Raw genomic sequence first — 26,404 nt, forward strand, 5'->3', positions numbered from 1 at the left:
GGTGCAGACGACGGACCCGGCCCGGACGCTCAAGTGGTACGCAGTCCTCGCCGCCATCTTCTTCGGCATCGTCCCGGCGGTGATGGTGGCGATGCTGGTGGCCCGCGGCAACACCCCGCGATCGGTCGGGTTCCTGCTGATCGGCGGGGTGCCGCTGCTGCTCGCCGGCTTCGCCGGCATCGCGCAGGGTTTCCGCGCGGCCGACCCGGCACACGCCGAGCGCCGGCTGCGGCAGGGGATGGCGTTCATCGCCGGCGCGGACGTGCTGCTGCTGGGTGGCAACGCGCTGATCCGCATGATGGCCGGCTGACCGTCACTTGCCGGCGTACTTCTTGAGGTCGTCCTTGAACGCGATCTTCTCGCACTCCTGCTCGTCCGCGTACGCCTTGTTGGCGCTGGTGTTGTCGCCGTACATGAGGGCCACCGGGTCGCCGCCGACGGTCACCTCGTGGCCGTGTTCCTTGAGGCACTTGGCCGTTTCGCGCAGCAGGTCGACGTAGCGGGGGTTGGTGCGGGCCTCGTGCTCCATCCAGTTCTCCGGGTACAGGTGGGCGCACTTGTCCGCGGCCGCCCTGCTCTTCGGGTCGCTGCCGAGCTGCGGCCGCTTTCCCGGCCCGAGCTGGGCACCCTCGTCGCGCAGGCACTTGTCGAAGATGGCGACGTAGCGCTCGAACTCCGCCCGGCCCTCGTCGGGTCGCAGCACCGGCCGCTCCGGGACGCCCGTCGAGGCGGACGGGCCCGGAGCGGCGGAATCCAGCGTGGCGACCCGGGAATTTCCCGAGGATGAGGGCTGGCTGCAGGCCGCGGCCGCGAACAGGCACAGCGCGGCGACGGCGAGACCTTTGATCGACATGCGCCCACTATCGGGGCCGCATGTCAGGAAGCTGTGAGGGTGAACGTCACGTCGTCCACGTCGAACGCGGTGACGCCGTTGCCGGCCGACTCGCTGCCGAGGAAGCTGACCGTCGCCGTACGGTCCGTGGCCGCCGCACCGGCCGTCGCGGTGTGCACGGTCCACTGTGCCGGGTGGTCGAAGGCCAGCGAGAAGTACGTCTTCGGCGGCGTCCCGGTCACGGCCAGCCCGACGTTGAGGTAGTCGCCGCGGGCGGTCTCGGTGGTCGTCGCCCGCGCCCAGAATCCGACCGTCAGGGTGCAGCCGGCCGGGATCGTGACCGTGGTCCGCAGCAGGTCGCTGTGGGTGACGTCCAGGCCGGCGAAGGTCGAGTACGCCCGCCCGGTGTGCGCCGGCCGCGCCTGGTCGCCGAGCACGACGATGCGCGGGCCGGCCTCCCACCCGGCGGTGCCACGCTCGAAGCTGGGGTTCGGGTGGATCTGGCCGGCGCAGGGTGCCGCGGCGCCGGGCCGGGCCTGGGCGGCGGCGCCCGTGGTGATGAGCAGCCCGGCGACGGCCGTGGCCGCGATGACGGAAGCCTTCATGGTTCCCCCGGTGGTCAAATATCGGAGACTGTCGATGCGTACTCTAGCCCAGCTGGTCGCGCCGGCGGGTCAGGTACGCGGACTCGGCCGTGTTCCCGGCCAGCTCGATCGCGGCGTCGTACGCCGCCCCCGCCTCCCCGCTCCGGCCCATCCGGCGCAGCAGCTCGGCGCGCGTCGCGTGGTAGGCGTGGTAGCCGCCGAGCCGGTCGCCGAGACGGTCCACGGCCGCCAGCGCCACCTCCGGCCCGTCGAGCTCGGCGACCGCGATGGCCCGGTTCAGGGCGACGACCGGCGACGGGTCGAGGCCGACGAGCTGGTCGTACAGGGCGACGATCTGCGACCAGTCGGTGTCGCGGGCCTCCCGGGCGAAGGTGTGCACGGCGTTGATCGCGGCGAGGATCTGGTAGCGGCCGGGTGCCACCCCGGAGGCCAGGCGCTCCCGGACCAGCCGGTGCCCCTCCGCGATCAGCGCCCGGTCCCACGCGCCCCGGTCCTGCTCGTGCAGCGGGACCAGCTCACCGTTCCGGGAGACCCGCGCGGGGCGGCGCGCCTCGGTGAGCAGCATCAGCGCGAGCAGGCCCGCCACCTCGCCGTCCGCCGGCAGCAGGGCCCGGATCAGCCGGGTGAGCCGGATCGCCTCGGCGGTGAGGTCCGCGCGCACGGGACCGGTGCCGGGCCCGGTCGCCAGATAGCCCTCGTTGAACACGAGGAACAGCACGGCGAGCACGCCGGACACCCGGGCCGGGAGGTCCTCGGCGGCCGGCACCCGGTACGGGATCCGCGCCGCCTTGATCTTCGCCTTCGCCCGGGTGATCCGCTGCCCCATCGTGGCCTCCGGCACCAGGAAGGCGCGGGCGATCTCCACCATGCTCAGGCCGCCCACCAGCCGCAGCGTGAGGGCGATCCGGGCCTCCATCGCCAGCGCCGGGTGGCAGCAGGTGAAGATGAGCCGGAGCCGTTCGTCGTCGATGGCGCCGAGCGGCTCGTGCGGGGTGTCGTCGTGCATCAGCCGTGCCTGCATCTGCTTGTCGTCGCGCTTGCTCTCGCGGCGGATCCGGTCGATCGCCCGGCGGTTGGCGGTCACGGTCAGCCAGGCGCCGGGGTTCGCGGGTACGCCCTCGGCCGGCCAGCGCTCGACGGCGGTCGCGAACGCCTCGGCCGCCGCCTCCTCGGCGACGTCGAGGTCCCCGAAGCGCCGGGTCAGGGATGCGACCACCCGCGCCCACTCGTCGCGGTGGGCCCGGGTGACAGCCTCGTGGACGTCGGTCATTCGCTCACGAACGGGCGTACCTCGACCTTGCGGTTGCAGTGCCGCGACGCCTCGGTGGCGAGCTTCAGCGCCACGTCGAGGTCGGGGGCCTCGATGATCCAGAAGCCGGCGATGTGCTCCTTCGACTCCACGTACGGCCCGTCGGTGACCACCGGCTCCGCGCCCCGGTTGTCGATGACGGTGGCCGTGGCGGGCGCACCGAGGCCGCCGGCGAACACCCAGTGCCCCTCGGCCTGCAGCCGGTCGTTGAACGCGTCGATGGCCGTCATCTCCTCCGGGGTCGCGAGGTCCGTCCGGTCGTGGATCACGGAGAACAGATACTGCATCGTGGTTCCTCCCTGTGTGCTGCTGCTCAACCCTGCAACGAACGACCGCGCCCGGATCCGACAATCGAAGCCATGAGATCTCTGTACGCGTACCGGCAGCGCGCCGAGGCCGCCCTCGTCCGGTACTTCGACGACCTGCCGGACCGCCTCCTTCCGGCCGCCGGGCGCTGGCCGGCGCGCAGCGTCGAGCTCCTGCGCGACCTGACGCTGCGGGGCGGCAAGCGGCTGCGGGCGGCCGTCGTCTACGCGGCGGCCGGGCTGGTGACCGGCGCCGACGTGCCCGGGCTCGACAGCGCGGTGCTGGGCGTGGAGCTGCTGCACACCCACGGTCTCGTGCACGACGACATCATCGACGACGCGCCCACCCGGCGGGGCGGTCCGTCGACGTATCACGCGTACCGGGCCGAGGTCGCCGACCCGGAGGCGCGCAACCTGGCGATCCTCGCGGGCGACCTCGCAGCGTTCCTGTCCGTGCGGGCCGTGCTCGACGCGCCGGTGCCGGCCGGCGTGCGCCACGCCATGGCGGCTGTGCTCACCAGCGCCGCCGCCGACGCGGTGCTGGGTCAGATCCTCGACCTCGAGCGGGACGCCACACCGGACGCCGGCGCCGGCTTCCTGGACGTGGTCACCGATCACAAGAGCGCACGCTATTCGATCCTCGCCCCGCTCCGGCTGGGTTTGCTCGCCGCCGGCGCCGAGCCCGGAGACCACGAGGAGGAGCTGCGACGGTACGCCTGGTCCGCCGGCATCTACGAGCAGATGCGCGACGACTACCTGGACCTCTTCGGCGACGAGAGCGTCACGGGTAAACCGGTCGGCGGCGACCTCCGGGCCGGGCGGCGCACGTACGTGGTCCGGGCCCTGCTGGAGGTCCCGGAGACCCGGCGCCTGCTGCAGCCGGCGCTCGGCGACCCGGCGGTCACGCCCGAGGTCGTCGCGGAGCTGCGGGACAGGGCCATCGAGCACGGGATCGCCGGGCGGCTGCGTGACACGATCCGGCACCACGCCGAGACGGCCGCCGCCGAGGCCGCGACGTGGCGCTGGTGGCGTACCGAAGGAACGGCGTTCTTCCGCGATCTTCCGCTGGTCAGCATGGACCGGATCAGCTGACATCCGCGCTCCGCCCGGCGCCGGAGCGCGAGCCGGGCTAGCGTGGGTCCGACGTGGGGAGCTGTGCATGAGTCTGGAAAAGGTCATCTTCGGCTTCTTCGTGCTGCTGGCCGCGACGCTCAACTTCGGGTTCTTCATCGGCGACCTGTCCGACCCGTCGCTGCACAACGTGTACGAGCTGTTCGCCGCGGTCGTGGTCAGCCTCATCGCGACCGTGCTGAAGTTCGGCGACCGTACCCAGATCGGCGCGGTCCACCTCGCCACCAGCCTCGTCGCGGACCTCCAGCTGATCGCGGCCGCGCTGGTGTGGGGGTACGCCACCCAGATCTCCTCGACCGGCCTCGACGGGGCGGCGATGGCCAGCGTGGTGTCGCTGTCCGGGGGCGCCCTGCTGGCCAACCTCGTCTCGGTCGTGCTCCTCGTGATCGAGACAGTGTCGTTCCACCGCCGGTGAGGGGAGGTGCCGTGGCCGGTCCGGGCCTGCGCGGGTGGCGGCTGTCCACCCGCTCGGCGGAGACGTCCTCCACGATCTTCCTGATCCTGCGCCGGATGCGGGCGCCGCTGATCGTGCTCATCACGATCTTCGCGGTCAGCGTGCTCGGCCTCACCCTCATCCCCGGCCGGGACGAGGCCGGGCACGCCGTCCGGATGGGCTTCTTCGACGCGTTCTACTTCATGAGCTACACGGCGACGACCATCGGGTACGGCGAGATCCCCCAGCCCTTCACCGGCGGGCAGCGGCTGTGGGTGATGGCCACGATCTACCTGACCGTCGTCGGGTGGGCGTACGCGATCGGCTCGCTGCTGACCCTGCTGCAAGACCGCGCGTTCCGGCAGGCGCTGGCGCTGCAGCGGTTCACCCGGACGGTGGCCCGGCTGCGCGAGCCGTTCCTGCTGATCGTCGGGTACGGGCAGACCGGCCAGCTGCTGGGCCGCTCGCTGGACGCCATCGGCCGCCGCTTCGTGGTGCTCGACGTGTCCGGCGAACGCGTCGACGTGCTGGACATCGACTCGTACCACGCCGACGTGCCGGGCCTGGCCGCCGACGCCGGCGACCCGCACACGCTGGGCGTGGCCGGCCTCGGGCACCCGCGCTGCGAGGGCGTGCTCGCGCTGACCGACGACGACGAGGTCAACCTGGTCGTCGCCATGACCGCCGCGCTGCTGCGCCCCGGCCTGCCGGTGATCGCCCGGACCGTGTCACCGGCCATCGAGCAGCGGATGCGGGCCTTCGGCTCCCCCGCCGTCGTCAACCCGTTCGACCGGTTCGGCGACCACCTGCGGGTCGCGCTGCGCTCGCCGGCGTCGTACCAGCTGATGTCCTGGCTGGAGAGCGGACCGGGCGCGGACCTGCCGGACCGGGGCCGGCCGCCGACCGCCGGGCGCTGGGTGATCTGCGGCTACGGCCGCTTCGGCCGCAAGCTCGCCGAGGACCTGCGCGCCGAGGGCCTCGAGATCACCGTCATCGACGTACGGCCGGACGCGGCCGGCGGGCCCGGCATCGTGGGCGACGCCTCCGAGCCGGCCGTGATGGCCCGCGCCGAGCTGGACCGGGCGGTCGGCTTCGTCGCCGGCACCGACAACGACACCACGAACCTGTCCCTCATCGCCGCCGCCCGGCGGATCAACCCCGCCCTGTTCATCGCCTCCCGGCAGAACCGGCCCGCCAGCGCGCCCCTGTTCGCGGCGATGGACACCGACCGCCTGCTGGTGCCGGCCGAGACGGTGGCCCGGGAGATCTACGCGCAGCTGAGCACCCCTCTGCTGTGGCGCTTCCTGCAGGACATGCCGGCCCGCGGCGACGACTGGGCAGCCGGCATCATCGGCCGCCTCACCCGGCTCTGCGGCCCCCGCCTGGGCAGCGTGTGGAAGGTCGAGCTGACCGGCCGCGACGCGCCGGCGCTCGAGCCGTACCTCGGTGCGGGCGACGCCACGGTCGGCGGCCTGCTGCGCCACCCGCAGGACCGGGACCGGTCGCTCGCGGCGGTGCCGCTGCTGCTGCACCGCGACTCCGGGACCGTCCTCGGCCCCGACGGCGACGTCACCCTGGAACCCGGCGACCAGCTGCTGCTCGCCGGGCGCCCCTCGGCCCGCCGGGCGCTGCTCGACACCATGACCCACCACGCCGTCAGCGAGTACGTGCTGACCGGCCGTACGGTTCCCTCGGGCTGGCTGTGGCAGCGCGTCACCGGAAAGGTGCCCCGCCGACCGGCCTCATGAGACGATGCGCAGCTCCCGGCTCGAGTTGTTCAGGGCACGCCCGCCGTCCGCGGTGACCGTGACGATGTCCTCGATCCGTACGCCGAACCGGCCCGGCAGGTAGATGCCCGGCTCGATCGAGAAACACATGCCGGGCACCAGCGGCTGCGTCTCCCCCTCCACGATGTACGGCGGCTCATGGGTCGACAGCCCGATCCCGTGCCCGGTCCGGTGAATGAAGTACTCGCCGTAGCCCGCGTCGGCAATCACTTTCCGGGCGACCCGGTCGATCTCCTGACAGGCGACCCCGGGCCGTACCGCCTCGAAGGCCGCCCGCTGCGCCCGCCGGACCACCTCGAACACCTCACGCTCCTCCTCGCCCGGCTCGCCGACGTGCACCGTACGGGTGGTGTCGGAGGCGTACCCGTCGAGCAGCCCGCCGAAGTCCAGGACGACCATGTCCCCCTCCCGGATCGTCCGGTCGCCCATCTCGTGATGCGGGTCGGCGCCGTTCGGCCCGGAACCGACGACGGTGAAGTCCACCCGCTCGTGCCCGTGCTCGCGCAGCAGGGCGGCGAGGTCCGCGCCGACCTCCCGTTCCCGCCGCCCCGCGAACCGCACCCCGGCGATCCCCTCGAACGCCGCGTCGGCCGCAGCGCCCGCGGCCGCGAGCCGCTCGAGCTCACCGGCATCCTTGACCGCCCGCAGCATCGGCAGGGCCGCGGTCATCGAGACGTACCGGGACCGCGGCGAGGCCTGCTGCAGGGCCAGCACGTGCAGCGCCCACGCCGAGTCCGAGATCGCAAAGGTGCCGGGCGGATCCAGCAGCGCCGCGACGCGGGCGTACGGATCGGTGCCGTCGGCCCAATCGGCCAGCGTGACGACGGCCGCGCCGGGGGCCCGCTCGGCGTCGCCCCGCTCGAGCAGCGGGACGATCAGGACCGGCTCCCGGCCCGCCCGGAGTACCAGCATCGTGAGCCGCTCGGTCTCGGCGGGCGGCCGATAGCCGGTGAGGTACGCGAGGTCGGGTCCGGGAGTCACCAGCAGCCCGGCAAGCCCGGCCGTCACCGCCTGCCCGGTGGCCCGCCGCATGCGCCCGATGAAGGTCTCCGCCGTGAAGTCGCCCATGCCTGGAGTTCTACCAGCGGCGACCGGCCGTCGGGCAACCGTCAGGTTCGCGTCTCGGCCGACGGTTCACCTTCCCGGGGCCCCAGATGTATGCGGATCGCATATAATTCTCGGCATGGACTCGAGCCTTGAGGCAGCCATCAACGAGTGGCACGCGAGCGTCAACGACGGCGACCTGGAGCGGGCCGCGAGGGCGGTCGGTGATCCGGTCGTCGTCCTGGGCCCGAAGGGCGCGGGCCCGATCACGCCTGCGCAATTCGCAGAGTGGGTGGAGCGTGCCGGCATCCAGCTGGTCCCTCGGTCCTGGCACCCGATCAGCGCACGAATGATGGTGGTCGAGGAGGACGCCACCTGGCCTGAGACTGAGGAGCCCACGCGGGTGGCGACGGTCTTCCGCGCCTCCGGCGGGAAGATCACGGCTGCGCTGCGACTGCCGGACCTCAAGGCCGCCCTCGAGGTGGCCTGCATCTGCCGCGAGATGGCGGCAACCGAGTGATGAGCCAAGGCCCCGGGCAAGTCCTGTTTCAGTTCGTCCGGCACTGGGCGCGCCGACCCGTGGCGGCTGACGCAGGTGGTGACCAGGGCCGAATGGTGCTGGTTTGTGAGGCAGTCCAGGCGCTCAGCCGGCGAGGAATCCCTGCAACGGTCAACGCTATCGCGCACGAGATCGGGATCGACCAGAGTGGCGCCTCACGGTTGATCAAGAGCGCCACATCAGCCGGCAACCTGGCCATGGCGGAGGCTCCGGCCGATGGCCGACGACGCGAAGCATCGCTCACCCCTGCGGGCCGGTCCATGCTGGACCAGGCACATCGATGGCAGGAGGACGTCTTCGCTCAGCTGACCGAAGGCTGGAGCGACACGAGGCGCCATGACTTCCAGCAGGCGATGACCGACCTGATGGACCGCTCCTACGCGATCGACGTATGAGCCCCACCTAGTTGCCCGCGCTCTCGTAGCGGCGCATTCCTCTCTTGAAGATGACCGCCGCCGCGACCGCGCAGTACGCCGCCACCAGCGGCGTCAGCAGGCCGATCCAGCGGGACTGGCCGGTGTCCAGCAGGTACGCGACCGGGAAGAAGCTGATGAACGCGAACGGCAGCACCGCGCCGAGCGCCGCCTTGAGGGCGATCGGGTAGATGGACAGCGGGAAGCGGGCGAGGTCGCCGACCTGGTGCATGGCAAACGCGAACAGCGGGGTGGGGCTGGAGAGCCAGAACGACACCGCGTTGGTGGCCAGGTTGATCGACAGCTTGATGACCACCGAGCTGATCAGCAGCAGCGCGCCGAGCAGGACGCGCCAGGGCGTCCAGGCGATGTCCACGTGGGCCAGTCCCGTACCGATCATGATGATGCCCATGACGATGTTGCTCAGGCCGTTGACGCCGATCTTGGCGCTGCTCGACTGCAGCGCCACCGGGTACGGGCGGACCAGGAAGTAGTCGAGCTCGCCTCGGTTGATCTGCCAGGCGAGAGACCACATGCCGTCGAAGAACAGGGAGCCGACGCCCTCGGCGAGGGCCACCGCGCCGAACATCATCAGGACGGACCAGAACGTCCAGCCGTTGAGTGCCGGGACCTTCGCGAACAGCGCCGCCAGGAAGACGATGTTGACGACCTGCATCAGCACCGTGGCCACCACGAGGATCACGAAGTCGGCCTCGTACTCCAGCAGGGACCGGAAGTGGGCGCCGAGCAGCCGCAGGTAGAGCCGTACGGTTCGCATGTCAGCCTCCGTTCACGGTGAGCCGGCGCAGGCCCGCACGCCACACCAGGCGGGCGCCGAACCACAGGACGACGACCCAGCCGAGCTGCACGGCGACGAGCTGCAGGGCATGGCGGCCGTCGACGCGGCCCAGGAAGATCAGCGCGGGGGTGGAGGTGAGCCCGGCGAACGGCGACCACTGAGCGACCGCGGCCAGCCAGCCCGGCAGGTACGCCAGCGGGATCAGCGCGCCGGACAGCAGGTTCACCACGGCCAGGCGCGCCCACTGCACACCCATGTAGTTCTGCGTCCAGAAGCAGGTCAGCGTGCTCACGTAGACGATCAGGAACTTCAACGGTACGAGCAGCAGCATGCTCGTGACGAACAGGGCCAGCGCCGGCGCGGCCGGGGTGTCCACGCCGCCGGTGAGGGCCAGCGTGGCGCCGACGACCACGCCGATGAGGATCAGCTCGATCCACAGGCCGCCGACCGCCTCGGCGAACCGGGCCTTCTGGTAGTCGATCGGCTTGACGAGGTCCAGCGCCACGTCGCCGTCGAGGATGCGGAACGCCATCCGGAAATCGCCCAGCAGCGAGACCACCGTGCCCGCGGCGAACGCCACCAGCAGGTACGCCCGCATCTGCGGCCAGGTGAAGCCGTTGACCGTGGACTCGGCGAGGATCACCCGCCACACCGCCAGCAGCGCGACGAGCTGGACCAGCACGGCGCCCAGGCCGAGCAGCAGGCTGAACCGGTACGCGAGCGCCGCCTTCGCGGTGGCCCGGATCAGGGCCCGGTAGCTCCTCATCCGAGCACCAGCTCACCGGAGTACACGCGCCGGATCACGTCCTCGATGCTGGGCTCGTCCACCCGGAAGTCCACCAGCTCGGTGAGGCCGGCCAGCGTGGTCACCGCCTGCCCGGCCGTCATGGCGAACCGGTCGAAGCGCACCGCGTACCGCGTGGGGGTGTCCTCGGCCTCGACCTTCGCGCCGGGCAGCGACGTCCGCAGGGTCTCGAGCGGCACCGGCGCGGCGGTCTCGACGTGCAGGATCCGTTCGCGGGCGAACTTGTCCTTCACCGCCTCGAGGTCGCCGTCGAAGATGATCCGGCCCTGGTCGATGATCACCAGCCGCCGGCAGAAGCCCTCGATGTCGGCCAGGTCGTGGCTGGTCAGCATGACGGTCGTGCCCTCGTCGCGGATGCTGCGGAAGAACTCGCGGACGCGGTCCTTCACGGCCAGGTCGAGCCCGATGGTGGGCTCGTCCAGGTAGACGACCTGCGGGCCGTGCACCAGCGCCGCGGCGAGGTCGGCGCGCATCCGCTGGCCCAGCGACAGCTTGCGGCCGACCACCGGCAGGATCTCGCCGAGCTCGAGGACCTCGTCGAAGCGGGCCATCCGCTTGCGGTAGGTGGCGTGGTCGACGCCGTAGATGTCGCGCAGCACGGCGAGCGACTCGGACACCGGCAGGTCCCACCAGAGCTGCGTACGCTGCCCGAACAGCACGCCGATGCGGTGCGCCACGGTGGTCCGGTCGCGCTGCGGGTGCAGGCCGTCGATGCGGACGTCTCCGGCGGTGGGGACCAGGATGCCGCTGAGCAGCTTGACGGTCGTCGACTTGCCGGCGCCGTTGGGGCCGACGTACGCCACCGCCTCACCGGCCTCGATGGACAGATCGACGTGGTCGACCGCGACCTTGTCGGTGAAGCGGCGGGCGAACAGGTGCCGGACGGCTCCGGCGAGGCCGGGACCCTTGTCCGGGCGGCGGAACACCTTGGTCAGGCCTCGGGCCTCCACGATCGGCATGCGAAAGCAACCCCCGTCTTGATGCCGACATTGACCGGCACCACCGTACGGAACCGCTTCCGGCACGCAAGCCATTTCTTGTCCGGCGCGTGGCTTCTGTGATAGACCGGCGACGATGCGTGACATTTAACGTGGTCGAAACGAGGAGATCGCATGGGCCAGCCGATCAGCCGTCGCTCCGTCCTGGCCGCCGGCGCGGGCGCCGCCGCCGGGCTCGCCCTCCCGGGAGCTGCCGCCCGGGCCGGCGGGCATCCGGCCACCCGGGTGCGGTTCACGCTCAACGCCGAGACGCTCGACGGCGGCGAGCAGGTCACCTCGCTCACCCTCGGCACGGGCCGCCTCGGCCGGGTCGACCCGGCGAGCCTGACCACCGCCACCTTCAGCGTGCACGCCAGGGCCACCAGCCCGATCCCGATCGCGCCCGGCGACCAGATCTTCAGCGAGTACGACCTGGACCGTCCGGTGACCGCCGCCCGGCTCGACCGGCACGGCGACATCGTGCTGGAGCTGGCGTACGCCGAGGGCCAGGTCGGCGGCGGAACGCTCGGCTACATCGCGAGCCGCGGCCGCAACGTGCAGCTCGACCTCGACTACACCATCACCCAGAACGCGCCGGTGGTCGTGCGGGGACACCGCCCGGTCACCTTCACGGACTTCGTCCAGGGCCGGCTGTCCAACCCCGAGGTCGACGCGTTCAGCTACCACACCTCCCGGTCGGGCATGAAGTACCGCCTGTACTCGCCGCACCGCCACGCCGCCGGCCGCCGGGGCCACCCGCTCGTCGTCTGGCTGCACGGCGGCGGCGAGGGCGCCTCGCTCCCCGACAACTACTACGACAACGAGACCACGCTGCGCGCCAACCGCGGGGCTCTCGGCTTCGCAACCGAGGAGGCCCAGCGGATCTTCTCCGGGGCGTACGTCGTGGCGCCGCAGAGCACCTCGTACTGGCTCGAGGACGGCGACCGCTTCGCCCCGCTCATCCGCGAGATCGTCGGCGACCTGGCACGCCGGCACCGGATCGACCGGGACCGCATCTACGTCGCCGGGTGCAGCAACGGCGGCTACATGAGCCTGAAGATGACCATCGAGTACCCCCGCCTGTTCGCCTCCTCCGTACCGGTCTGCGGGGTCATCGAGTCCCTCCAGCCCGGCGGCCCGCGGGTGATCACGGACGACGAGCTGCGCGGCATCCGTACGCCGACCTGGCTGGTCACCTCCCGCGACGACGACACCGTGCCGCCGGAGGCCAACACGGTGCACGCGCACGACCTCATCCCCGGCTCCCTGATGACGCTGTACGACCATGTCGTCTGGAACGGCCACCAGTTCCCCGGCCACTGGTCGTGGATCTACGTCGCCCGCAACGATCCCAGCATCGACGGCACGCACATCTGGCAGTGGATGGCCCAGCAGCGCCGCTGACCGCCCGGCACGGAACACGACTGCCCGGCACGCCGCACGGTGTGCCGGGCAGCGCGGTGTGCACTCCGGACAGGGACCGGTCCCACGTTTCCACGTTACGGGAAAATGGAATGCATCGATCATCCGATCGGGTGCCCGGTTCATACCGAACAAAAGTCAGACATCGCGCATCTCTCGAAGAATTACCTGGTGAAGACGGCCCTTGAGGGTCATTTACCGATCGTTCAATATGTTTGGTCGCTCGGCCACTTCCCGTTCCGAATGCCGTGTGTAACATCGTCCTCGATCAATGTCGCTTCTTCTACTTATCAGTAGCTTGGCTGGCGCGGAGGACATTCTTGTGAGGCTTCAGCCAATGCTGTCCGGCACCGCCGTGCCGTTCGCCGCGGAGGGCCGGCCCGCCGAATTCCCCGGAATGCTGACGGTGCTGTGGGGGCTGGCCGGCGCCGCCATGGCGGCGGTGACGATGTTCCTGGCCGTCCTGGTGGTGGCCGCGATCGGGCTGCGGCTCGGGCCGGCGCGGCTCCGGCGGCGCCCGAGGCTCGTCTTCACCGCCTCGTCGGCGGCGGTCGTGGCCGTGACCGCGGCGGCCCTGCTGGTGACCGGGCTCCCCGGCGACCCCGGCCGCACCGGCCGCCCGGCCGGGGCACCGGTCGCGCTGGATCAGCACCGGCCCGCGCACGTCTACCCGCCGCTGTCCGGTACGCCGCTGACGTACGCGCGGGGCGGCTCCTCGGGCACCGGCCTGTTCCCCTCGCGGAACCGGTCGCTGGTGCTCTACGGCAGCCACTCACCGGACCAGAGCGGGGAGCTGAGCGCGACCTCGCTGGTCAACCTCGTCTCCCACTTCGGGGCCTGGACCGCGCACCCGGTCAGCCGCTATCGGGCGGGTGAGCTCACGTCCTATGATGCGGTCTTCTACCTGGGCGAGGCGAGCGGTACGCCGCTGCCGGCCCCGTTCCTCGACGACGTCCTGGCCGGCGACCGCCCCGTGATGTGGATCGGCGGCGACCTCGATCGGCTCAGGGAGCGGGATCCGGCCGCCTGGCGCCGCTACCGGTTCACCGTCGACGGCTTCGACGCCGGGCCGTTCCGCCACGTGCGGTACAAGGACGCCGCGCTGCCGATCAACGAGCTGCCGGACACCGGCCTGGCCCGGGTCACCGTGGCGGACCCCGCGACGGTCACCGTGCTCGGCACGGCGGAGCGCGGCGACGGCACGTCGACCCCGTGGGCCGTACGGTCGCGCGACCTGCTGTTCGTCAGCGAGGACCCGCTGCCCTTCGTCGGGGACGACGACGACCGGTACCTCGCCCTGGCCGACCTGCTGTTCGAGGTGCTGGACCGGCATGCGGCGCCGAGGCACCGGGCGCTGGTCCGCCTGGAAGACGTCGGCCCCACCGCGGATCCCGTCAAGCTCCGCGAGGTCATCGACTATCTGTACGGCCAGCACGTGCCGTTCAGCGTGGGCGTGTACCCGGTCCACCAGGGCCCGGGCGGTGACGCGCGCATCCGGCTGTCGGAGCGGCCGGAGCTCGTGGCAGCGCTCGCGTACGCCACCTCGCACGGCGGAAGCCTGGTGATGCACGGCTACACGCACCAGTCGGAGAAGCGCATCAATCCCATCGACGGGGAGAGCGGTCAGGACGCCGAGTTCTACCTGTCCGGGCTGAACTCCGAGCAGGCCATCATCCCGCTGGGCCCCGTTCCGGGCGATTCGCAGGCGTGGGCGCTGAACCGGATCGACCAGGGGCTGGCCGAGTTCGCGCGGGCCGGGCTGCCACGGCCGTCCACGTACGAGTTCCCGCACTACATGGCCTCGCCGAACGGCTACCTCGCCGCGGGCCGGCGGTTCACCCGGCGGTACGAGCGCGCCCTGTACTTCCCCGGCCTGCTGTCCGGCCGGCCCGTGGTCGACTCGCAGCGGAGCTGGCAGCTCTTCCCGTACGCGGTCCGCGACGTCTACGGCGCCGTCGTGGTCCCGGAGAACCTGGACTATGTCACCAGTGACGGCGGCTCGGTGCCCGCGATGCTGGCGGCCGCCCGCAGCAACCTGGTGGTGCGCGACGGCGTGGCCAGCTTCTTCTACCACCCGTTCCTCGGCGTCGGCGAGCTGCCGAAGGTGGTCGACGGCATCCGCGCCCTGGGCTACACGTTCGTCAGCTCCGAGCAGCTGGTGACCGGGCGGTGAGCCGGCGCCCGGCCCGCGCGCGCCGCGTGGCGTCCGCCGCGGCGGCCCTGACCGTCGTCACGCTGCTGGTGACCCCGGGCGAGGTCCGCGAGGCTCCGGCGAACGGGGACGACGCGCGGGCGCAGCGGGGATTCGCCATGCCCACGTACACCCGCGACGGATACCGGAGCCCGCAGGCGGCGCTCGGCCTGCGGCAGATGGTCGCGGTCGGCGCGCGGTGGGTGCAGCTCACCCCGACGTGGTACCAGGACCGGGCCGCCGGCAGCCGGATCGGGCCGTCCGCGCTGACGCCCACGGACGACGGCGTGCAGTCGATGATCACCGAGGCGCACGGGCTGGGCCTGAAGGTGTTCCTCAAGCCCCTGCTCGACCTGCTTCCGGACGGGACCTCGTACCGCGGCACCATCCGGCCCGCCGATCGGGCGGCGTGGTTCCTCGCGTACCGGGCCTTCATCGGCCACTACGCGGAGCTGGCGGCCCGGCACCGGGTGGACCAGTTCGGCGTCGGGACGGAGCTGGCCGGGACGTCGGGCGACCGCGACGGCTGGCTGCGGGTCATCGCCTCGGTCCGCGAGCGGTACGACGGGCCCCTCGTGTACGCCGCCAACCACGACGAGTACCGCGCGGTCGCCTTCTGGGACGCCGTCGACCTGATCGGCATCGACGCGTACTGGCCGCTGAGCTCCCGCCCGACCACCGACGTCCGGGCCCTGCGGCGGGCGTGGGAGCCGATCGTCGAGGAGCTGGCCGCGTTCGCCACCCGTCAGCGGCGCCGCATCCTGTTCACCGAGGCGGGCTATCCCAGCCAGCACGGCAGCACGACCGCCCCGTGGTCGTGGACCACCAGCAGCAGCCCGGACCAGGACGAGCAGGCCGCGGCGTACGGCGCCCTGCTGGCCAGCGTGCACGGCCGGAGTTGGTGGGCCGGGGTCTTCTGGTGGGTCTGGGACGTCCCGCCGGCCGATGACGACCCGCTGGGGTACACGCCTCGCGGCAAGGCCGCCGAGAGGGTGCTGCGCCAGTGGTGGACCTGACATCCAAGGAAGGCCGATGAGCGTCATCCTCACCTTCGCCGCCGTCATCCCGTTCCTGCCGATCGTGTCGTTCTTCGTGTACGGCGCCTTCGCGCTGGCGGCCGCCCGCCGGGAGCGGCACGCGCCGGCCGGGGGCGTAGCGGTCACCGGCGCCGACGACCTGTTCTTCGTGTTCGTGGTGCCCTGCCTCAACGAGGAGCTGGTGATCGGGCCGAGCCTCGACCGCCTGCTGGGCTTCGCGAACCGGGCCATGGCGGTGGTGGTCATCGACGACGGCTCCGACGACGCCACCGCGCGGATCGTGCGCGGCTACGCCGAACGGGACCCCCGGGTCCGGTTGCTGCAACGGCGGCCGCCCGAGGCCAGGAAGGGCAAAGGCGCCGCGCTGAACGCCGCGTACCGGTATCTGCGGTCCTCCGGGCTCGTCGCGGCGACCGGCCGGGACATCGACCGGGTCATCGTCGTGGTCGTCGACGCCGACGGGCGCCTGCAGCCCGACACCCTGACCGTCGTGGCGCCGCTCTTCGCCGACCGGCGCACGGCTGCGGTGCAGATCGGCGTACGGATGTACAACCGCGGCGCCGGCTGGCTGGCCCGGATGCAGGACATGGAGTTCCTGGTGTTCACGGAGATCTTCCAGCGGGCCCGCCACCGGTACGGCAACGCCGGCCTGGGCGGCAACGGCCAGTTCGTCCGCCTCGGCGCGCTGGACTCGCTGGGCGCCGAGCCGTGGACCGACTACCTCACCGAGGACCTGGACATGGGGCTGCGGCTGCAGTCGCGGGGGTGGCGGACAAGCTTCACCCCGCACACCTACGTGGACCAGGAGGGGCTCACCTCGCTGCGCCCGCTGATGCGCCAGCGCACCCGCTGGTACCAGGGGCACCTGCAGTGCTGGTCGCGGCTGGCCGACGTGCTGGCCTGTCGCGAGCTGTCCGTCGGGCGCACCGTCGACCTCGTCGTCTACCTCGTCTCGCCGATCACCGTCCTGCTGATCACGCTGTCGCTGGTGGCGTACCTGCCCCGGCAGATCTATGTCCTGGCCACGCAGTGGCAGGCCGCCGTCGACGCGGCCCTGGCGCACCACGGCCTGCTGCTGTGGTGGTACCTCGTCGTGCTGGCCGTCATCCCCCTCATCGCCGTCATCTACTGGCGGGCGTCCAACCGGGCCGGTCCCGACGTCTCGCTGCCGCGCGCGCTGCTCTACTCCGCCCTGTTCACCGCGTACGCGTACGTCTGGCTGCCCGTCGGCTGGCGCGCGACGTGGCGGCTCCTGCGCGGCCGCCGGGGCTGGACGAAGACCCTCCGGCTCGGACAGCCCGCCGCCACCGACGCCGGCCGGCCCGTCCTGCCGGCCCCCCGTGCCGCCACGGACGACCCCCGCCCCGGCGTGCCCGAATCGCCGTACGTCACCCGCTCCTGACCGCGGAAGGACCGCTACCGTGCACAAAGTCATGGTGATCTTCGGGACCCGTCCCGAGGCCATCAAGCTGGCCCCGGTGATCACACGCCTGCGCGACGACCGCCGGTTCGCCCTGGTCACCGTCGCCACCGCGCAGCACCGCAGCATGCTCGACCAGGTGCTCGCGTTCTTCGGCATCGTGCCGGACGTCGACCTCGACATGCTCACGCCGCGCCAGACGCTGGGCGGCATGACCCAGCACCTGCTCGCCGAGATCGGTCCGCTGCTGCGCCACCACTCCCCCGACATCGTGCTCGTGCAGGGTGACACCACCACGGCCTGCGCGGCGTCGCTGGCCGCGTACTACGAGCGGGTCCCGGTCGCCCATCTCGAGGCCGGGCTGCGTACCCGCAACATCTGGTCGCCGTACCCGGAGGAGGCCAACCGCAAGATCATCGCGTCGGTCGCGGCGCTGCACCTGGCGCCGACCGCGGGCGCCGCCGCCAACCTGCTGGCGGAGGCCGTACCGCCGGAGACCGTCGTGCTGACCGGCAACACCGTCATCGACGCCCTGCTCTGGGCGGTCGCCAACGCCGGCGGGTACGGCGACCCGGCCCTGGACGACCTGGACGACGATCCGGCGCGGGTGCTGCTCGTGACCGCGCACCGCCGCGAGTCGTGGGGCCGGCCGCTGGAGCGGGTCGGCCGGGCCCTCACCGAACTGGCGGCCGGGGAGCCGGACCTGCGGATCGTGATCCCGGTGCACCGCAACCCCGCCGTCCGGGAGGCGCTGCTCCCCCAGCTGCGCGGGCACCGCACGATCACCGTGGTGGAACCGCTCGACTATCCCTGCTTCTGCCGGCTGATGAACCGCAGCCACCTGATCCTGACCGACTCCGGCGGCGTGCAGGAGGAAGGACCCAGCCTGGGCAAGCCGGTGCTGGTCATGCGGGACACGACGGAACGCCCCGAGGGTGTGGCGGCGGGGACCGCGGCGCTGGTGGGCACCGATCCCGCGACGATCGTCACGCGGGTCCGCTCGCTGCTGCACGACCCGGCGGCGTACCGGCGGATGGCCGAGGCCGTCAACCCGTACGGCGACGGCCGCGCCGCGGAACGGACGATCGCCGCGCTGGCGCGGTTCTTCGACGCCGGCTCGACGGCCGAGGCGTTCACCGCCGGGGAACGGCCGCTCGCGGGCAGCGCCCGGCCCGGCGGGCTCTGATCAGGCGGCGGTCGCCAGGACCATCACGCGGTCACGGCCGGCGTTCTTGGCGGCGTACAGCATCCGGTCCGCGTCGGCGAGCAGCGTCGGCACCGCGTCGTCGCCGAGGGTCGCGGTGCCCCCGACACTGACGGTGACCGGCAGCTCGCCGGTCACCGGGCGCCAGCGGTGCGAGGCGACCGCCTGGCGCAGCGCCTCCAGCCCGCTCGCGGCCTGCCCGGCGGCGATGCCCGGCAGCACCACGAGGAATTCCTCGCCGCCCATCCGGGCGACGAAGCCGGTCTCGGCCACCGTCCGCTGTACGGCCCGCAGCTCCTCGGCCACCGCCACCAGCACCTCGTCGCCGGTGTCGTGGGAGAGCGTGTCGTTGATGCGCTTGAAGTGGTCGATGTCCACCAGGGCGATGGTCAGCGGTGAGCGGGTCTCGGCGGCCAGGGCGACCGCGGCGGGCAGGTGGTCGTCCACGTAGCGCCGGTTGTGCAGCCCGGTGAGCGGGTCGCGCAGGGCCTGCTCGCGGTAGCGTTCCGCGTCGTTGCGCGCCTGAGCCGTCTCGAACATCACCTGCCGGGTGGACGCGCGGGCCTCCTGCTGGGCGGAGCGGAGGAGCTCGCCCGCCGCGTGGTACCGCTTGTACTCGCCGAAGGCCTGCTCGAAGGCGCCCGTCGCGGCGTACAGCTCGGCCTGCTCGGCCATGACAGCCACCCGCACGCCGGTGAGCTCCCGTTCCTCGCACAGCGCGCGGCTGCGGTCGAGGCTCTGCTGCGCCCGGCGGAGCGCCCCGATGCCGCGCTGCGCCCGGGCCAGCGTGAGGATGGCCTCCGCCAGGTCGTGCATCTCGTACCAGAGCGGCGTCTCCACCAGGGAGAGCAGCGTCTGCTCGGCCGCCGCGTACCGGCCGAGAGCGATCTCGATGTTCGCGACCGTGTCGCGCTCGACGATGAGGAACCCGCGGCCCAGGGCGGCGGCGACCACCCGCATGCGTTCGGCGACGGTGGCCGCGGCGGCCAGCTCGCCCGCCTCGAACTCGGTGTACGCGCGGTTGTTCAGCACCTGCAGCCGCCGGTGCAGGTCGCCCATGGCGATCGCCAGCTGCTCGGCCTCCCGGTAGCTTTCCCGCGCCGCGGTGATCGAGCCGACGTCGCCGAGGGCGTTCGCCAGCCGGAGCAGGTAGATCACCCGCAGGCCGGGCGCGGCGTCCTCCTCCAGCAGCTCGGTGGCGCTGATCGCGTGCTCGAGGCTGGCGGCGTGGTCACCGAGGTAGTTGTAGGTCAGCGCCAGGTGGAAGTGGCTGCGGGCCAGCAGCGGGCGGGACCCGAGGTCCTGCGCCCGCCGCCGGACCTCCAGGAACACCTGGGCGGCGCTGCCGCGGTCGCCGTTGCGCTGCTCCATGTCGGCCCGGACCAGCCGGGCACGCAGCTGCAGGACGATGTCCCCGCAGGCGCGGGCCTGCAGCTCGATGGCCGTCGCGGACGCCAGGTTCGCACCGATGTCGTGGCCCTGGTACTGCTCCAGGTCATCCAGCGAGCGGGCGAGCCCCGGTGCCTCCACCACGCCTCCTCATGTCGTCACTGCTCAGGACGTCCAGCCCTTGTCACCGGCGGAGAGCCAGCCGGCAAGGGACCAGTTCGCCCCGTTCCACATCGGCGCGCTGCCGTTGCTGTTGGACCACGTCTTGCCGGACCAGGTCTGCCCCGCCCACGCGACGTCGGACCACGTCTTGCCCGACCAGGTCTTGCCCGACCACGTCTTGCCGCCCCAGTTGGCCTGCCCGTCGGAGGGGGCCGCCCAGCCGGTGCCGGTCCACGGGCGGCCCATCCAGTTCCCGCCGTTCCAGGAGGTGTGGGCGGCGCTCGCCGGGGCCCACACCGCCGTGCTCAGCGGGCCGAAGATGTCCCGCTCCCCGGTCAGCGCGACCCCGTCGCCCATGGTCACCAGCGACGAGCCGCGGTCCTTCTGGATGCTGCCCAGGCCGGTGATGGTGGTACCGCTCTGGCTGCACCCGGTCAGCGTGGACCGCAGCGCCGTCTGCAGGTTGATCTGCGGGGCGGACGAGCCGGCGACCGGGGTGCCGGTGGCCCGCAGGTAGCACATGACCTGCATCGGCGAGAGGCTCGGGTACTTCTGCAGCAGCACCGCGGAGGCGCCGCTGACCACCGCCGCGGCCTGCGAGGTGCCGCTGCCCTTGAAGAACCGGTCCCCCACCCGGGCCGACGGGTAGTTCACGTCGGCGTAGCTGCCGGGGTCGCGCAGCGAGACGATCGAGCGGCCCGGCGCCATCACGTCCGGGCCGTTGCCCCACAACGTGCCCTTGCTGCTGAACGTCGCGATCTTGTCGTCGGCCGGGTTGGTGGTGCCCTGCGGGTCGGTCGCCCCGACCGTGATGATGTACGGGTTCGAGCCGGGCAGCAGGATGTTCCCCCCGGTGTTCCCGGCGGCCACGACCACGCTGATGCCGGCCCGGTACGCGTTCTCCACGGCGTCGCTGAGCGGGCTCGTCACCCAGCTCTGCGTGCTGTCGGTGCCGTACGACAGGTTCAGGACCTTGATCGGGTTCGCGGGGTCGTCGTTGCGGTGCGCCACCACCCAGTCGACGGCCGCCATCACCTGCGTGACATCCACCGCCCCGTTCGCCGCGCCCACCTTGATCGACAACAGCTTGGCGTCGGGGGCCACGCCCCGGAAGCTGCCCCCGGCGGCGTCGCGCCCGGCGATGATGCCGGCCAGGTGGGTGCCGTGTCCGTACGTGTCGCGGCGGAACAGGCTCGGCACCTGCGACTCGAGCGACAGGTCCGGCCCGTTGGCCACGTTGCCGCTGGTGAGGCCCGCGACCGGGACGACACCGGTGTCGATGAGCGCGATGCCGACGCCCTTGCCGGTGTACCCGGCGGCCGCCGCCACGTCGTCGCGGACGATCCGCCGTACGTCGGCGAGCCCGGCCGCGGTGGCGGTGTACGTGTAGTCGGTGAACGACGGCGTCGAGGTGGCGGCGTCCGCGGCGCTCGCGTGCAGCAGCGCGGCTGCGGTGGCGACCACCGCCCCGGCGGCCCTGAGGCGACCCTTCCCAGTCAACTGCTGCTCCTTCGACGCCTGCGGACGATGTGGCCCTTCACTCGGCAGGGCGGCGCAGGTTATGAATCAGGTGCGGAAATGGTGGCCGGACGGTGGCAGCCCTCATCCGATCGGTCAGCGGGCAGGTCGTTGCGCGGGCCGAGCGGCGAGCGGTGGCGCCGGCGTGCGGGAGCAGCACCGCGAACTCGTCGCTGCCGAGACGCGCCACGGTCGCCTTCGCACCGGCCGCGCCGTCGATCCGCTGCGCGACGGCGGTGAGCAGCTGGACCGCACGTGGGCGTACCCCGTGCGATGCGAGCGCTGGACCATGTCCGCCCCATCGACGTGCCGGGGCCCGATCCGAGTGCCCGGACGGTAGCAATCGGGGTCGGTCCGGGCAGCGCAAGGGGTTCCCCCGTTGCCACGCGCGGCGGCCGCGAATCATGCTGATCGATGTCCAGCTTCCTCGACCGACAGGACGGCAGATGCTCTCCAGACTCATGACCGGCGTGCTCGCGATCAGTGCGGGCCTCGCGGTGCCGGCGACCCCGGCCGCCGCGGCGGCCGCCGACGCCACCCGTACGCCGGCCACCCCGGCGTACACGATCTCCCTCACCAGCGACGCCGCCGGCGGCACGTGGACCGGGCACGAGAGCGTGACGTTCAGCAACCCGTCCGCCACCCCGCTGAGCGAGGTGTACCTGCGGCTCTGGGACAACTACCACGGCAGCTGCCCGTCGACCCCGGTCACCGTCAGCAACGTCACCGGGGGCACGGCCGGCGCGCTGGAGGTCGGCTGCACCGCCCTGAAGATCACGCTGCCCACGCCGCTGGCCCAGGGCGGCACCGCCGGCATCGGCTTCGACCTGCGCATCGTGGTGCCCTCGGGCGTCGACCGGTTCGGCCACGACGGCAGCTACTACTTCATCGGCAACGCGCTGCCGGTGCTGGCGGTCCGGGACGCCGCGGGCTGGCATCTGGACCCGTACACCAACAACGGCGAGTCCTTCTACGCGCTGGCCAGCGACTACGACGTCACGCTGGACCACCCGTCGTCGGTGCTCGTGCCGGCGACCGGCACCTCCACCGACACGGCCGGGACGAGCGGGCGCACCGTCACCCGGGCCGTGGGCAAGCAGGTCCGCGAGTTCGCCTGGGCCGCCGGGCCGTTCAAGAAGATCAGCGGCCGGACCGCGGGCGGCGTGGCCGTCAACGTGTACTCGGTCGCCGCGATCAGCTCCGCGAGCGCCAGGTCCATGCTGAACGTGGCCACCGGCTCCCTCGACGCGCACGCCGGCCGCTTCGGCGCCTACCCGTACGGCGAGGCCGACGTGGTGCTCGACAACGGCTTCTGGTTCGGCGGCATGGAGTACCCCGGCTTCGTGCTCGACCTGGTGAACTCCACCGCCCTCGCCCACGAGCTGGCGCACCAGTGGTTCTACGGCATCGTCGGCGACGACGAGTACAGCACGCCGTGGCTCGACGAGGGCTTCACCGACTACGCCACCGACCTGTACTTCAACAAGACCGGCGCGGGCTGCGGGATCACCTGGCAGTCGTCGGCGGAGAAGCTGACCAACTCGATGGCGTACTGGGACCAGCACTCCAACCGCTACAGCACCGTCGTGTACGGCTACGGCAAGTGCACCCTGCACGACCTGCGCCGGCTGATCGGCACGACGGCGATGGCCAACCTGCTCAAGTCGTACGCCGCGTCCCACTGGTACGGCATCTCCACGGTCGCCGACTTCAAGGCGGCCGCGCAGGCCGCCGCGGGCTCGACCGACCTGACGTCGTTCTGGGCGGCGCACCGCGTCGAGGGCTGACCAGCGGCGCAGCGGGGCACCGGCCGGCGTGCACGGCCGGTGCCCCCACCGGCTGGCGGGGTCGTGCGAGGATGTGCCGCCACCCTCCGACGATCATCCCCCGACGAGAGCAGAGCGGATTTCATGCGTAGAGCGCGTATCAAGGGGCCGGTGCTCCCGGTCCTGGCTGTGGTCGCCGTTGCCGTCACCGCTACGGCGGTCGCCGTCGGCACCGCTTCCGCCGGGACGACGACGTCCGCTTCGGACACCGCCCTGGTCGCGACGCTGGACCAGATCCTCGCCGACTCGCGGCTGGCCGGTTCCACCACCGGGCTGCAGGTGCGCGACGCGGCCAGCGGGTCGATCATCTACTCGCACAACGCCGAGCAGCGGGTCATCCCGGCCTCCAACGAGAAGCTGATGACCTCCGCCGCGGCGCTGGAGGTGCTCGGAGCGGGCTACAAGTTCCACACGATCACCAAGTACTCGGGGACCAAGAGCGGCAAGACCGTCTCCGGCAGCATCTACCTGCGCGGCCAGGGCGACCCGACCATGACGTACGCGCAGTTCGACGCGCTCGCCCTCAAGGTCTCGCAGGCCGGCATCACGAAGTTCACCGGCTCGCTGGTCGCCGACGACACGTGGTTCGACCGCACCCCGCTGGGCCTGGACTGGTCGTGGCAGGACGAGACGTACGCCGACAACGCGCCGATCTCCGCGCTCACCATCGCCGCGGACGCCAACTACAACGCGGGCGCCGTCGCCGTGCAGACCAAGCCCGGCAGCGCCGCGAGCAAGGCGGGCGTCGTGACGCTCACCCCGGCCAACTCGGTCGTGAAGATCGTCAACAAGACCGTCACCGGCGCGAAGGGTACGGCGACCACGGTGTCGGCCACCCGCGGGCACGGCACCAACACCATCACCGTCACGGGCTCGATCCCGCTCGCCGGCGCCACGAAGATCAACCTCGTGTCGGTGCAGGACCCGACCCAGGTGGCGGCCGGCGTGTTCCGCGACGCCCTGAAGCGGCACGGGGTGACGGTCTCCGGGTCCACCACCACGGGCGCCACGCCCAGCACCGCGAAGACGATCACCGACCACGCGTCGATCCCGCTCAGCCAGCTCCTGCCGTACTTCCTGAAGCTGTCCAACAACGGCCACGCCGAGCTGCTCACCAAGGCCATGGGCCGGGCGAAGACGCCGGCGTCGGCCGGCAGCTGGAGCACCGGCCTGCCGGCGGCGACCGGCGCCCTCAAGGCCATCGGGGTCGACACGAGCAAGATCACCATGGGTGACGGCTCCGGGCTGACCCGCCGCGACTGGCTCACCACGGCCCAGGTCGCCACGCTGCTGAAGGTGGCGCAGTCGCGCTCGTGGTTCGCCACCTGGTACGCGGCCCTGCCCATCGCGGGCGACCCCAGCCCGCTGATCGGCGGCACCCTGGCCAGCCGCATGCGCGGCACCCCGGCCGCCGGCAACCTGCACGGCAAGACGGGCACGCTCACCGGCGTCAACGCGCTCTCCGGGTACGTGACCGACCGCGGCGGCCGCAAGCTCGTGTTCTCGTCGATCTCCAACGCCGCGCAGTCGAACGTCAGCGACATCCTCGACACGGCCGCGGTGGCGATGGCCAGCTCCGGCGGCCCGGAGGCGGCGTCGCTGCGGGAGAGCCGCCTGCCGGAGGTCCAGCGCCACGTCGTCACGCGCAAGGGCGAGGACGTCGAGTGCTCCTGGGTGCCCGGCGCCTGCTAGGGACCGTACGCCCGTGAGACGCCGCCCGGACCTGCTCGGCCCGGGCGGCGTCTCGCTGTCCGGGGTCAGGCCCCGGCCACGGGCTCGAAGCTGTCGAGAACCACGGTCACCGTCGGCAGGTTCGCCGGCCAGGCCGCCGCCGGCGCCCGCCATTCGAGGGCGTACGCGTGTCCGTCCGTGATCAGGAGCCGGCGCTGGCCGCGCATCACGACGCCGGCGGAGTTCTGGAACGTGAACTCCCACACCGCGGCCGACGGCCCGGGCAGCGCCTCGATCCGCACCCGCCGGTACGCCGTGAGCCTGCCTCTGCTCTCCTCGGTGGTGAGGGCCGTGAGGACGTCCGGAGGTCGCCCGGCGGGCCTGCTGATGCGCAGGGTGGGCAGGCCTGCCGGGGCGGTCAGCGCCAGCACGCCGCCGGGGTCGTGCCGGTGCCGCCACCCGCGCGGGACGGCCACCCGGAAGCCGGCGGGGTCGTTCCACCAGGCGTAGCCGCGGGGCAGCGCCTGGTGTGGCCGGACGCTCGGGGTGGCCGGCGCCGGCGGCCGCGGGACCGCCCGGTGGTCGTCGCCGGTGGTCGCAGCCGCCGCCGCGCCCGCAGCCGCCGCCGCGATGACCGTGACCGCGGCGAGCACAGCCCACCGGTAGCGCCCCGATGCCGGGGGTACGGCCTCGGCGGGCGGGTGTTCCTCAGCCGGTGGCGGCGGTGCCACCACGCGGCGCAGGGCGTCCTCCACCTCGGACGGTGAGGGCCGCTCCGACGGGTCGGGCCGCAGCAGACCTTCCAGGACGGCGGCGAGCCGTCCGGCCCGCCGCGGCGGATCCGGGGTCTCGCCGGCGATCGGCGGGCGTCCCTCCACGGCGTGGAAGAGGGTCGCGCCCAGCGACCACAGATCGGCCGGCGGGGTGGAACCGTCGCCGGGCGCCCGCTCGGGCGCCCGATACCGCGCCGATCCGCGAACGGCATCGGCGTCGGCGCTGTCGCCGGTGAGCGGCGGTCCGACATCGGAGAGCACGATGCGGCCGGCGTCTCCGATCAGGACGGTCGCCGGCTCCACGTCCACGTGCGGCACCCCGGCACTGCCCATCACGGTCAGCGCGTGCAGCACGGCCACGCCCACGGTGGCGGCGCGGGCCGGCTCCAGCGGGCCCGTCTCACGGACGACCTGCCACAGCGAGCGGGCGGGGACGTACTCCATCACGATCCACGGCTCGCCGTCGCCGGGCAGGACGTCGAGGACGCCGAGCAGGTGCGGGTCACCGATCCGGGCCAGGGCGCGGGCCTGCGGCATCGTCAGCCCGCATCTCCTGACCGCGACCCGGCGGTGCAGCACCTCGTCGGCGGCCAGCCACACCTGGCTCGTGCCCCCGGTGGCCAGGGGCCGGAGCAGCCGGTAGCGCCCGGCCACCACCTGATCCGGGGCCATCTCTGCGTCGGCCATGCCGTCACCTCGGAGTAGCGGGCACCAGCATCTAGGACCGTACTCGCCGCCCTCGGGTTATTCATCTCGTGTTGCGCGGATTTCGGGCCATGCCGGATGGTCCGC

25 protein-coding genes are annotated in these 26,404 nt (G+C 72.4%); 13 read left to right on the forward strand and 12 right to left on the reverse strand.

Features of this window, described 5'->3' with window-relative positions:
- Window position 1: 1 nt before the first annotated feature.
- Window positions 2-310: a hypothetical protein gene (locus IT780_RS35565; RefSeq protein WP_199516240.1), complete on the forward strand. Its 309-nt coding sequence runs from the start codon at window positions 2-4 to the stop codon at window positions 308-310.
- A gap of 3 nt (window positions 311-313) precedes the next feature.
- Here the strand turns inward: IT780_RS35565 and IT780_RS35570 are convergent, their stop codons facing one another.
- The 4 genes from IT780_RS35570 to IT780_RS35585 are packed head-to-tail and all read right to left on the reverse strand — an operon-like array spanning window position 314 to window position 3,033.
- Entirely contained in the window at window positions 314-853 is a 540-nt protein-coding gene (locus tag IT780_RS35570) for a hypothetical protein (protein WP_199516241.1), read from the reverse strand.
- 23 nt (window positions 854-876) lie between these two features.
- Window positions 877-1,437 carry a hypothetical protein gene (locus IT780_RS35575; protein WP_199516242.1) on the reverse strand — a complete coding sequence of 187 codons (561 nt, stop codon included), beginning with the start codon at window positions 1,435-1,437 and terminating at the stop codon, window positions 877-879.
- A gap of 43 nt (window positions 1,438-1,480) precedes the next feature.
- On the reverse strand, window positions 1,481-2,707 hold the full coding sequence (locus IT780_RS35580) for an RNA polymerase sigma factor (RefSeq protein ID WP_199516243.1): 1,227 nt from the start codon (window positions 2,705-2,707) through the stop codon (window positions 1,481-1,483).
- Window positions 2,704-3,033 carry a YciI family protein gene (locus tag IT780_RS35585; RefSeq protein WP_199516244.1) on the reverse strand — a complete coding sequence of 110 codons (330 nt, stop codon included), beginning with the start codon at window positions 3,031-3,033 and terminating at the stop codon, window positions 2,704-2,706. Before IT780_RS35585 ends, IT780_RS35580 begins: the two co-directional genes overlap by 4 nt.
- A gap of 72 nt (window positions 3,034-3,105) precedes the next feature.
- On the opposite strand from IT780_RS35585, the gene IT780_RS35590 reads away from it, so the two are divergent.
- The 3 genes from IT780_RS35590 to IT780_RS35600 all read left to right on the forward strand — a co-directional run bounded on the left by IT780_RS35590 (window position 3,106) and on the right by IT780_RS35600 (window position 6,363).
- Window positions 3,106-4,143: a polyprenyl synthetase family protein gene (locus IT780_RS35590; RefSeq protein ID WP_199516245.1), complete on the forward strand. Its 1,038-nt coding sequence runs from the start codon at window positions 3,106-3,108 to the stop codon at window positions 4,141-4,143.
- A gap of 67 nt (window positions 4,144-4,210) precedes the next feature.
- Window positions 4,211-4,597: a DUF6394 family protein gene (locus IT780_RS35595; protein WP_199516246.1), complete on the forward strand. Its 387-nt coding sequence runs from the start codon at window positions 4,211-4,213 to the stop codon at window positions 4,595-4,597.
- 11 nt (window positions 4,598-4,608) lie between these two features.
- Window positions 4,609-6,363 carry a potassium channel family protein gene (locus tag IT780_RS35600; protein ID WP_199516247.1) on the forward strand — a complete coding sequence of 585 codons (1,755 nt, stop codon included), beginning with the start codon at window positions 4,609-4,611 and terminating at the stop codon, window positions 6,361-6,363.
- On the opposite strand, the gene IT780_RS35605 is transcribed toward IT780_RS35600, so the two are convergent.
- A complete protein-coding gene (locus tag IT780_RS35605; protein ID WP_199516248.1) occupies window positions 6,358-7,470 on the reverse strand; it encodes an aminopeptidase P family protein in 1,113 nt (370 codons plus the stop codon). The genes IT780_RS35600 and IT780_RS35605 overlap by 6 nt on opposite strands.
- 115 nt (window positions 7,471-7,585) lie before the next feature.
- Between IT780_RS35605 and IT780_RS35610 the strand changes: the two genes are divergently transcribed.
- The gene (locus tag IT780_RS35610) at window positions 7,586-7,966 is read left to right on the forward strand and encodes a hypothetical protein (protein ID WP_199516249.1); all 381 of its coding nucleotides are present in this window, start codon (window positions 7,586-7,588) and stop codon (window positions 7,964-7,966) included.
- 92 nt (window positions 7,967-8,058) lie between these two features.
- Window positions 8,059-8,400, forward strand: a complete 342-nt coding sequence (locus IT780_RS35615) for a MarR family winged helix-turn-helix transcriptional regulator (protein WP_199516250.1) — start codon at window positions 8,059-8,061, stop codon at window positions 8,398-8,400.
- A gap of 7 nt (window positions 8,401-8,407) precedes the next feature.
- Here IT780_RS35615 and IT780_RS35620 read toward each other — a convergent pair whose 3' ends face one another.
- Genes IT780_RS35620 through IT780_RS35630 form a run of 3 tightly spaced genes read right to left on the reverse strand, consistent with a single transcriptional unit; the run spans window position 8,408 to window position 10,981 of the window.
- Window positions 8,408-9,196, reverse strand: coding sequence for an ABC transporter permease (locus tag IT780_RS35620; RefSeq protein WP_199516251.1), 789 nt, complete (start codon window positions 9,194-9,196; stop codon window positions 8,408-8,410).
- Window position 9,197: 1 nt separating this feature from the next.
- Window positions 9,198-9,983: an ABC transporter permease gene (locus IT780_RS35625; RefSeq protein WP_199516252.1), complete on the reverse strand. Its 786-nt coding sequence runs from the start codon at window positions 9,981-9,983 to the stop codon at window positions 9,198-9,200.
- Entirely contained in the window at window positions 9,980-10,981 is a 1,002-nt protein-coding gene (locus IT780_RS35630) for an ABC transporter ATP-binding protein (protein WP_199516253.1), read from the reverse strand. Before IT780_RS35630 ends, IT780_RS35625 begins: the two co-directional genes overlap by 4 nt.
- 153 nt (window positions 10,982-11,134) lie before the next feature.
- On the opposite strand from IT780_RS35630, the gene IT780_RS35635 reads away from it, so the two are divergent.
- The 5 genes from IT780_RS35635 to wecB all read left to right on the forward strand — a co-directional run bounded on the left by IT780_RS35635 (window position 11,135) and on the right by wecB (window position 18,255).
- Window positions 11,135-12,403 carry a prolyl oligopeptidase family serine peptidase gene (locus tag IT780_RS35635; RefSeq protein ID WP_199516254.1) on the forward strand — a complete coding sequence of 423 codons (1,269 nt, stop codon included), beginning with the start codon at window positions 11,135-11,137 and terminating at the stop codon, window positions 12,401-12,403.
- 340 nt (window positions 12,404-12,743) lie between these two features.
- Complete coding sequence (locus IT780_RS43325; RefSeq protein ID WP_199516255.1) at window positions 12,744-14,594, forward strand: DUF2334 domain-containing protein; 1,851 nt, start codon at window positions 12,744-12,746, stop codon at window positions 14,592-14,594.
- Window positions 14,591-15,628, forward strand: coding sequence for a glycoside hydrolase family 113 (locus IT780_RS35645; RefSeq protein ID WP_199516256.1), 1,038 nt, complete (start codon window positions 14,591-14,593; stop codon window positions 15,626-15,628). Before IT780_RS43325 ends, IT780_RS35645 begins: the two co-directional genes overlap by 4 nt.
- A gap of 16 nt (window positions 15,629-15,644) precedes the next feature.
- Entirely contained in the window at window positions 15,645-17,051 is a 1,407-nt protein-coding gene (locus IT780_RS35650) for a glycosyltransferase family 2 protein (RefSeq protein WP_199516257.1), read from the forward strand.
- A 19-nt stretch (window positions 17,052-17,070) separates the two neighbouring features.
- On the forward strand, window positions 17,071-18,255 hold the full coding sequence (gene wecB / locus IT780_RS35655; protein WP_199516258.1) for a non-hydrolyzing UDP-N-acetylglucosamine 2-epimerase: 1,185 nt from the start codon (window positions 17,071-17,073) through the stop codon (window positions 18,253-18,255).
- Here the strand turns inward: wecB and IT780_RS43330 are convergent, their stop codons facing one another.
- The 3 genes from IT780_RS43330 to IT780_RS35670 are packed head-to-tail and all read right to left on the reverse strand — an operon-like array spanning window position 18,256 to window position 21,805.
- Window positions 18,256-19,803 (reverse strand): GGDEF domain-containing protein, encoded by a 1,548-nt coding sequence (locus IT780_RS43330; protein WP_199516259.1) that lies wholly within the window; start codon window positions 19,801-19,803, stop codon window positions 18,256-18,258.
- A 24-nt stretch (window positions 19,804-19,827) separates the two neighbouring features.
- On the reverse strand, window positions 19,828-21,324 hold the full coding sequence (locus IT780_RS35665; RefSeq protein WP_199516260.1) for a S8 family serine peptidase: 1,497 nt from the start codon (window positions 21,322-21,324) through the stop codon (window positions 19,828-19,830).
- A 37-nt stretch (window positions 21,325-21,361) separates the two neighbouring features.
- A complete protein-coding gene (locus IT780_RS35670; RefSeq protein WP_199516261.1) occupies window positions 21,362-21,805 on the reverse strand; it encodes a diguanylate cyclase domain-containing protein in 444 nt (147 codons plus the stop codon).
- Between IT780_RS35670 and IT780_RS35675 the strand changes: the two genes are divergently transcribed.
- On the forward strand, window positions 21,789-23,129 hold the full coding sequence (locus IT780_RS35675) for a M1 family metallopeptidase (RefSeq protein WP_199516262.1): 1,341 nt from the start codon (window positions 21,789-21,791) through the stop codon (window positions 23,127-23,129). The two genes, IT780_RS35670 and IT780_RS35675, sit on opposite strands and share 17 nt — an antisense overlap.
- 123 nt (window positions 23,130-23,252) lie before the next feature.
- Window positions 23,253-24,860: a D-alanyl-D-alanine carboxypeptidase/D-alanyl-D-alanine endopeptidase gene (dacB, locus tag IT780_RS35680; protein WP_199516263.1), complete on the forward strand. Its 1,608-nt coding sequence runs from the start codon at window positions 23,253-23,255 to the stop codon at window positions 24,858-24,860.
- A gap of 65 nt (window positions 24,861-24,925) precedes the next feature.
- On the opposite strand, the gene IT780_RS35685 is transcribed toward dacB, so the two are convergent.
- On the reverse strand, window positions 24,926-26,299 hold the full coding sequence (locus IT780_RS35685; protein ID WP_199516264.1) for a serine/threonine-protein kinase: 1,374 nt from the start codon (window positions 26,297-26,299) through the stop codon (window positions 24,926-24,928).
- Window positions 26,300-26,404: the final 105 nt, after the last annotated feature.

Origin of the sequence: Nucisporomicrobium flavum (assembly GCF_016464385.1) — a bacterium.
Taxonomy (GTDB): domain Bacteria; phylum Actinomycetota; class Actinomycetes; order Mycobacteriales; family Micromonosporaceae; genus Actinoplanes; species Actinoplanes flavus_A.

Coding starts and splice junctions, on each gene's coding strand:
- IT780_RS35570 (WP_199516241.1), bottom strand. CDS start 853: ATGTCGATCAAAGGTCTCGCCGTCGCCGCGCTGTGCCTGTTCGCGGCC.
- IT780_RS35630 (WP_199516253.1), bottom strand. CDS start 10,981: ATGCCGATCGTGGAGGCCCGAGGCCTGACCAAGGTGTTCCGCCGCCCG.
- IT780_RS35575 (WP_199516242.1), bottom strand. CDS start 1,437: ATGAAGGCTTCCGTCATCGCGGCCACGGCCGTCGCCGGGCTGCTCATC.
- IT780_RS35650 (WP_199516257.1), top strand. CDS start 15,645: ATGAGCGTCATCCTCACCTTCGCCGCCGTCATCCCGTTCCTGCCGATC.
- dacB (WP_199516263.1), top strand. CDS start 23,253: ATGCGTAGAGCGCGTATCAAGGGGCCGGTGCTCCCGGTCCTGGCTGTG.
- IT780_RS35595 (WP_199516246.1), top strand. CDS start 4,211: ATGAGTCTGGAAAAGGTCATCTTCGGCTTCTTCGTGCTGCTGGCCGCG.
- IT780_RS35620 (WP_199516251.1), bottom strand. CDS start 9,196: ATGCGAACCGTACGGCTCTACCTGCGGCTGCTCGGCGCCCACTTCCGG.
- IT780_RS35670 (WP_199516261.1), bottom strand. CDS start 21,805: ATGAGTCTGGAGAGCATCTGCCGTCCTGTCGGTCGAGGAAGCTGGACA.
- IT780_RS35605 (WP_199516248.1), bottom strand. CDS start 7,470: ATGGGCGACTTCACGGCGGAGACCTTCATCGGGCGCATGCGGCGGGCC.
- IT780_RS35580 (WP_199516243.1), bottom strand. CDS start 2,707: ATGACCGACGTCCACGAGGCTGTCACCCGGGCCCACCGCGACGAGTGG.
- IT780_RS35610 (WP_199516249.1), top strand. CDS start 7,586: ATGGACTCGAGCCTTGAGGCAGCCATCAACGAGTGGCACGCGAGCGTC.
- IT780_RS35615 (WP_199516250.1), top strand. CDS start 8,059: ATGGTGCTGGTTTGTGAGGCAGTCCAGGCGCTCAGCCGGCGAGGAATC.
- IT780_RS35590 (WP_199516245.1), top strand. CDS start 3,106: ATGAGATCTCTGTACGCGTACCGGCAGCGCGCCGAGGCCGCCCTCGTC.
- IT780_RS35685 (WP_199516264.1), bottom strand. CDS start 26,299: ATGGCCGACGCAGAGATGGCCCCGGATCAGGTGGTGGCCGGGCGCTAC.
- IT780_RS35625 (WP_199516252.1), bottom strand. CDS start 9,983: ATGAGGAGCTACCGGGCCCTGATCCGGGCCACCGCGAAGGCGGCGCTC.
- IT780_RS35585 (WP_199516244.1), bottom strand. CDS start 3,033: ATGCAGTATCTGTTCTCCGTGATCCACGACCGGACGGACCTCGCGACC.
- IT780_RS35635 (WP_199516254.1), top strand. CDS start 11,135: ATGGGCCAGCCGATCAGCCGTCGCTCCGTCCTGGCCGCCGGCGCGGGC.
- IT780_RS35675 (WP_199516262.1), top strand. CDS start 21,789: ATGCTCTCCAGACTCATGACCGGCGTGCTCGCGATCAGTGCGGGCCTC.